Source organism: Vibrio sp. CAU 1672, from assembly GCF_029223195.1.
GTDB lineage: Bacteria > Pseudomonadota > Gammaproteobacteria > Enterobacterales > Vibrionaceae > Vibrio.
Map to the genome: position 1 here is coordinate 1 of NZ_JARHUF010000052.1, position 5,615 is coordinate 5,615.

Consider the following 5,615-nt stretch of genomic DNA (forward strand, 5'->3'; position numbering starts at 1 on the left):
GCCGATTTACTCGCTGAAATGACGTTTTCTCTGGTGTGGTAAGTTCACGTGGTTTCAGTGACTTTGTTGAAAGTCCGCATTGTGAGATTGGTTTTCCAAAAGTGCTTTTTGGTGTTGTGAGTTCGTTTTCTGCGGCGTTGTTTGTTCCAAGTGGTTTCATTGATTAGCCGCTTTGAGACTACGCCTGACTTAAGTGCATCAAAGCACATAAAGTTTGTTGTTCGCAAAGTTTAAAATAACTTAAAATCAACTGTTTGGGTCTGCAAACTAACAAACTGCTCAAGAGGGATTCACAACGCGTGGCATTTTTACTATGCGTTGATTTTAGTGATTAAGGTGGTATGCAGCGGCTTCGGTATTGCGTTGTTCACCCCTTAGCAGGGCGTTATGTTTTTGGAGGAGGAAGTAAGATTTAATGAAGATTGATGAGTATCAAGCGTTACTTAGTGGTGCGTACAATTGTGATTTATCTAGATCTGAAAAAGAAGCGATCAGAAAAAAATTGCTAGGTTATAAGAGTCAGGTTTTAGCTAATGGAAGCAGTTGTCCAAGAGAAGCAGAAGATGCAATTAAGCATCTCGGTCAAGAATTCGCACCGACTAAATTGTGGTCTACGTGGACGACGGTGACAAAAATTAGTGCATCATCATCAATAGCCTCAGTTCTTGGAATATTTATTAGTATTGCTTCTATTAGCCTTGGAACAGTATCCAGAGATGAGTCAATCGAAAGTAAAATTAATGAACTAGATCAAATTCAAACGTCACTGCAAACCTTGAGTAATTACGTAGACTCGCAGAAATCAGTGGTTCAACTGATTGCTAGGGAAACGGAACAATTAGAATCAGAACGAGATCAAATTAAGCAAATTTTAGAATTGGACCAAAGTAAGTTGGAAGCTATGTTTGCGTATCAAAACAAAATCAGCCGTGAGCAAGCATATTTCGAATACTTTATTTCATTCTTAATAGGCGTTCTATCAAGTTCAGCTGTAGTTCTTGTCGGCAATTGGCTTCAAAATAGAAAGAAAGGTCTTAGGTCGCAGCAAGAAAAAACATAACAAAGCGTTTAAGACAGATTCCCAACGCATGGCATTTTTCATTCCATCGTTGGGTTTTGTGTTTACGGTGGTATGGTTAGGTTTCGTGGTGGCGTTGCTCACTACTTAACGCGGCGTTATACGCTAGATGAAGAAAGTCTAAAATTTTAGGGTAATATTCCTGATTTTCGGCGCTGAATTCAGGTAGTTCTCATCACAAATTGTAGTTTCGTTTTTCTGATTCTTGGTTCAGTTCTGGTCTGTCATTTGTCGACGGTTTTCTTCTTTGGTGCGGACTGCGCGGGGCAAAACGAGGCGATAGTTTTCGCTGCAATTCAGCTCTGTGGTTTTATCTTTTTAAAAGCGGATTTGCTTGCTGAAAGGCCGCTTTCTCTGGTGTGGTGAGTTCACGTGGTTTCAGTGAGTTTGTGGAAAGTCCTCATTGTGAAATTGTCTTTCCAAAAGCGCTTTTTGGTGTTGCCAGTCCGTTTTCTGCGGCGCGGTTTGTTCCAAGTGGTTTCAGTGGCAAGTTGCTGCAAGTATGAGCCTGATTTGAGTGCATCAAAGCATAAAGGTCTTGGTTTCAAAGTGGGGCTTGGCATAAAATCTTGGCTTAAACGTTCATGCGTATAACAAAGCGTTTAAGAGGGATTTGGCACGCGTGGCATTTTTAGTATGCGTTGAGTTCAGTGTTTATGGCGCTTTGCGGTAGCTTTTGTATTGCGTGCCGGCACCCCTTAACGCGGCGTTAGGTGTCTGTTCATGTTCAACATAATCCATTTGATGTAAACTTCTGTATATCATAAAAAATAGTGTCGACGGGAATTTTATGGACTACGAAGAGTACGAGTTGTTAGTTGAACAACAAAGGGTTAAGAACAATCAACTGCTAGATCAATTTGAATCACATTTAAAAGGTGAAAAACTGTCCAAAAAAACTGTGTCTAAGCACCTTAATAATCTTGATTTCTATGTGAACCACTACCTTTTGTATGAAGAAATTATTGAGCCTCAAAATGGTGGTGTCGAGGAAATTGGATATTTCTTTGAGGGTTGGTTTCCTCGAAAAGCAATGTGGTCGAGTCCAGAATCAGTAAAGGCAACAATTACAGTTCTTAAAAAGTTCTACAAATACCTTTTATCTCAAGGACTTGTTTCTCCCTCTCAATACTCGGAACTTCTTGAAATCATAAAAGAAAGTAAAGATGAGTGGGTGAGTTATTATCAACCAATGGAGACTGGGTGGTAACACCTAACAAACAATTTAAGAGTGATTCAGCACGCTTGGCATTTTTGGTTTGGGTTAAGTTTAGTGTTTCCTGTGGTCAAATTAGGTGTCGTGGTCGCGTGCTTCACACCTTAATTGGGCGTTAGGCTCTTAGGTGGCCATTTTAAATATTTCGAGGATGTAATGTGACTGTAGTTGTTAACTCAATGAAAGAACTAGGCTCTGCCGTTAGAAAAAAAGAGAAAAGTATTCTTATAGAAGATCGTAGTTTGGCAAAAAAAGTTAGAAAGTTTAAAGGTGTAGATGGGTTATCTAAGGGAACTATGACTGCCGCTGGTTTTGCTGCCTTGGGTGGAATGGAAGTTGTTTATATTGTTGGCTTACTTGTTTTAGGAGTAACGGTACTTTACGCAATTTATAAAGATTACAATGTGAAAATTAAAAGAGGCGATGATGAAATAATCTTAGAAAGAGCCTGAGAAAAATTTAAGCGTTAATGTAAGGTTGGAATAGCGTATCTCATATGTGCCACTTGTTATTTCAAGGTGAAAACTCTCAAAAAAACAAAGGCGTCGAGCCTAACAAACGCTTCAAGACGGATTCGCAACGCGTGGCATTTTTACCATGCGTTGATTTTAGTGATTTAGGTGGTGTGCGGAAACATCGTATTGCGTTGCTCACCACTTAAGCGGGCGTTAGCTGCAAAATGGAAAATAGAGTATATAAATGGAAATTAACTATACAAAGTATAATGCGAAATCGTTGCTTGAAGCGTTAGGAAACATTGATGCTGAGGCATACCCTGAAAACTACAAAAATTTAACCAGTGAAATAGCGACAAGAAAGCACGAGATTCAAGAGTTTTACGAGCAGCAGGCAAACGCTAGCAAACTACGATGGAGTCGTATACTAACAGTGATAAGCGTGAATCAATTGCTGGTTGCGCTAATAGCGTTGGTAATGCTTGTTCTTTCGTTCTCTGGATTGAGTATGCTTGAAGTAGTTGCTTCATTTTTTGTAATTATCCTCAATACATTATCGGGTCTAATCCTATACAAAAGGGCCTCAACATACTACGTACTTCCATATTTGAATATTGGACTACAAGTATTTGCCTTTGGGTTTGGTGGTGTATATTTCAATTACTACGGTATTGGCGGTATTTTCCTCACCTTAGACTGGGTTAGTGATACATTTAATTGGTTATCAGTATCCTTTAATTTAGGTGGCTCACTTCTAGAGTATTCAAACCAGTATAATTTGGGGTTCTTTCAAATTGACTTATTGGCGTTGTTCTATATCTGGGTAATCCGAAAATCCATATTGAAAATTTGCAGCTAACAATCTGTTTAAGAGTGATTCGCAACGCTTGGCATTTTTGCTATGCGTTGCGTTTTGTGTTTAAGGTGGTATACGGGAGCTTTGGTATAGCGTTGCTCACACCTTAACAGGGCGTTATGTTTACTTGTATTTCAAAGGCTTAAATATCTTAGGCTCTAGTTCTTTGTCCCTCTGGCAATTCGTCCCTAGTAGACTCAGCAAATTCGCATTGTCGGTCTAAATTCTTGAATCTCTCAGCCCGTAAAACATGCCAATGTTCGTGGGTTGCTTCATTGTCAGGTCGTGGCGGTTGGCTTCTGGTTTAACTGGCTTAAAGTCGCTTCCAGGTTCTTAGCCAATTAGCATTTTAGCTTGGCAGTTGCCTCGGCAATTAGCCATTGTCTTGCGCTTTGGTTGGAAAGATAGGGCGCTTGTTGTTTCTTGGTCGGGTTGCCTCATTGGGCAGGGAAGTGGAATTACACGTTTAAGGTTAATCGCCTTTGATGGCCAAGTTGGTTCGAGCCTTGAGATTTAGCTCAGAAAACTAGTTAGAAATAGCAGTTCTTTCTCAAGTAAATCAAGTGTTTGTGGTAAAACATAACAATCAATTTAAGAGGGATTCACAACGCTTGGCATTTTTGCTTCTACTTCAAATTCAGTGTTTATGGCACAATACTTTAGGTTTGGGTGTAGGCGTTGTTCACCCCTTAATTGGGCGTTATAACTTGTCTGTCCAATCATGTTTATTGAGAGTGAACCATGTACACTTATAAAATGTCTAAAATTTTAGATATTCAAATATTGAGGCTCCGATGAATTTTCTCCGTAAGTATAAAATAAGTGTTCTTTTCTGTATCAGCGGTATTTTGTGTTTAATTGCTTATAACACCATCGGTTCATACGTAGACGAGAATGGCTTCTTAGTTGAGCCATTTGGGTTCATTCCTTTATTCTGGCTTTTTCAGCTACTGGCGTTAGTGGCTTTGGTTATTGCCTTCGTTAAACATAGAAAGGTTCAGTAAACGGGCTAGTTAAGCCACAAGCACATGAAGAAGCTTCGTTATAACAAGGCGTTTAAGAGTGATTCCAAACGCTTGCCGGTTTCGCTTCGCTCAAGTATGGCAAACGCTTGTCACACCTTAACGCAGCGTTAGTACGGGTTTGACATCAAAGGTCATCAGTTTGGTGTTTATCTGTTTTGGCGCTCGTATTTACACCTTTCAGTTAGTGCCTTTCACGTTCTTTCCGGTGGCACTATGTGCGGAGTGTTCGCTTTGATTTCACCGTTTACGGCTTCTAACTCTTAGCCTATATCTTTGGCGCTTTTTCGCTTCAGCTGTATTTCATAAGTGAATCCTATCTTTCTTTGAGTGTTGCCATCAAAGTGCGAGGATCGAATCCTTTTCTAATTTGAAGCTAGTGAATGTAGGGTAGTTCAGTGCGTTTTTCTTCTAGCCAACTTTTGTCTCTTAACCGGGTTTAAGTTTTGTAGCTGCCCGTCTCACTTCAGTGTTCAAAGCCTTTCATATTATTCCACTTTTCAATATCTTGGAGTGCATAAATAGAAGTAGCACATGTACTAACAAATTGCTTAAGAGTGATTCGTAACGCGTGGCATTTTTACTTTGCGGTGGCTTATGTGATTAAGGCGCTGTGCGGTAGCTTTTGTATTGCGTTACTCACACCTTAGCAAGGCGTTATGTACTTTCTCGAAAATTAACCTAGCCAACGTATGAAATTAGGTCGTAAACTTAGCTTAATTAAAGGGTTAGGTGATAGATATGGCATTTTCAGAAATTGAGCAACAGCGTTATAGAAAGGTAGTGGAGAAGTACCTTGATTCTTGTCGGCCGCCAGAAGAGATCCGCAACCAACTTGATATTGGGTATCGTTTAGAGGGGCAAGTCAGGGCAAGATCATGAAAAACTCTTGTGGAATAAGGCCTAAGTGAGAGCCTACTTTTACTCATTTCTACAGTGATGTCATAAAAAATGCAATGACTTATGGATCGATTTGACGATCAGTATT

At 39.8% G+C, this 5,615-nt stretch carries 5 protein-coding genes; all 5 read left to right on the top strand.

Annotated features, from left to right (window positions below; translation table 11 throughout):
- The first annotated feature begins 415 nt into the window (after positions 1–415).
- The 5 genes from P2G85_RS21100 to P2G85_RS21135 all read left to right on the top strand — a co-directional run bounded on the left by P2G85_RS21100 (position 416) and on the right by P2G85_RS21135 (position 4,609).
- Positions 416–1,060 (top strand): hypothetical protein, encoded by a 645-nt coding sequence (locus P2G85_RS21100; protein WP_275865985.1) that lies wholly within the window; start codon positions 416–418, stop codon positions 1,058–1,060.
- An 808-nt stretch (positions 1,061–1,868) separates the two neighbouring features.
- Positions 1,869–2,288, top strand: coding sequence for a hypothetical protein (locus P2G85_RS21105; protein WP_275865986.1), 420 nt, complete (start codon positions 1,869–1,871; stop codon positions 2,286–2,288).
- A 164-nt stretch (positions 2,289–2,452) separates the two neighbouring features.
- Positions 2,453–2,746, top strand: a complete 294-nt coding sequence (locus P2G85_RS21115; protein WP_275865988.1) for a hypothetical protein — start codon at positions 2,453–2,455, stop codon at positions 2,744–2,746.
- Between the two features lie 247 nt (positions 2,747–2,993).
- Positions 2,994–3,608: a hypothetical protein gene (locus P2G85_RS21125; RefSeq protein WP_275865989.1), complete on the top strand. Its 615-nt coding sequence runs from the start codon at positions 2,994–2,996 to the stop codon at positions 3,606–3,608.
- 791 nt (positions 3,609–4,399) lie between these two features.
- Positions 4,400–4,609, top strand: a complete 210-nt coding sequence (locus tag P2G85_RS21135; protein WP_086495604.1) for a DUF3955 domain-containing protein — start codon at positions 4,400–4,402, stop codon at positions 4,607–4,609.
- Positions 4,610–5,615 lie beyond the last annotated feature (1,006 nt).

Coding starts and splice junctions, on each gene's coding strand:
- P2G85_RS21100 (WP_275865985.1), top strand. CDS start 416: ATGAAGATTGATGAGTATCAAGCGTTACTTAGTGGTGCGTACAATTGT.
- P2G85_RS21105 (WP_275865986.1), top strand. CDS start 1,869: ATGGACTACGAAGAGTACGAGTTGTTAGTTGAACAACAAAGGGTTAAG.
- P2G85_RS21125 (WP_275865989.1), top strand. CDS start 2,994: ATGGAAATTAACTATACAAAGTATAATGCGAAATCGTTGCTTGAAGCG.
- P2G85_RS21135 (WP_086495604.1), top strand. CDS start 4,400: ATGAATTTTCTCCGTAAGTATAAAATAAGTGTTCTTTTCTGTATCAGC.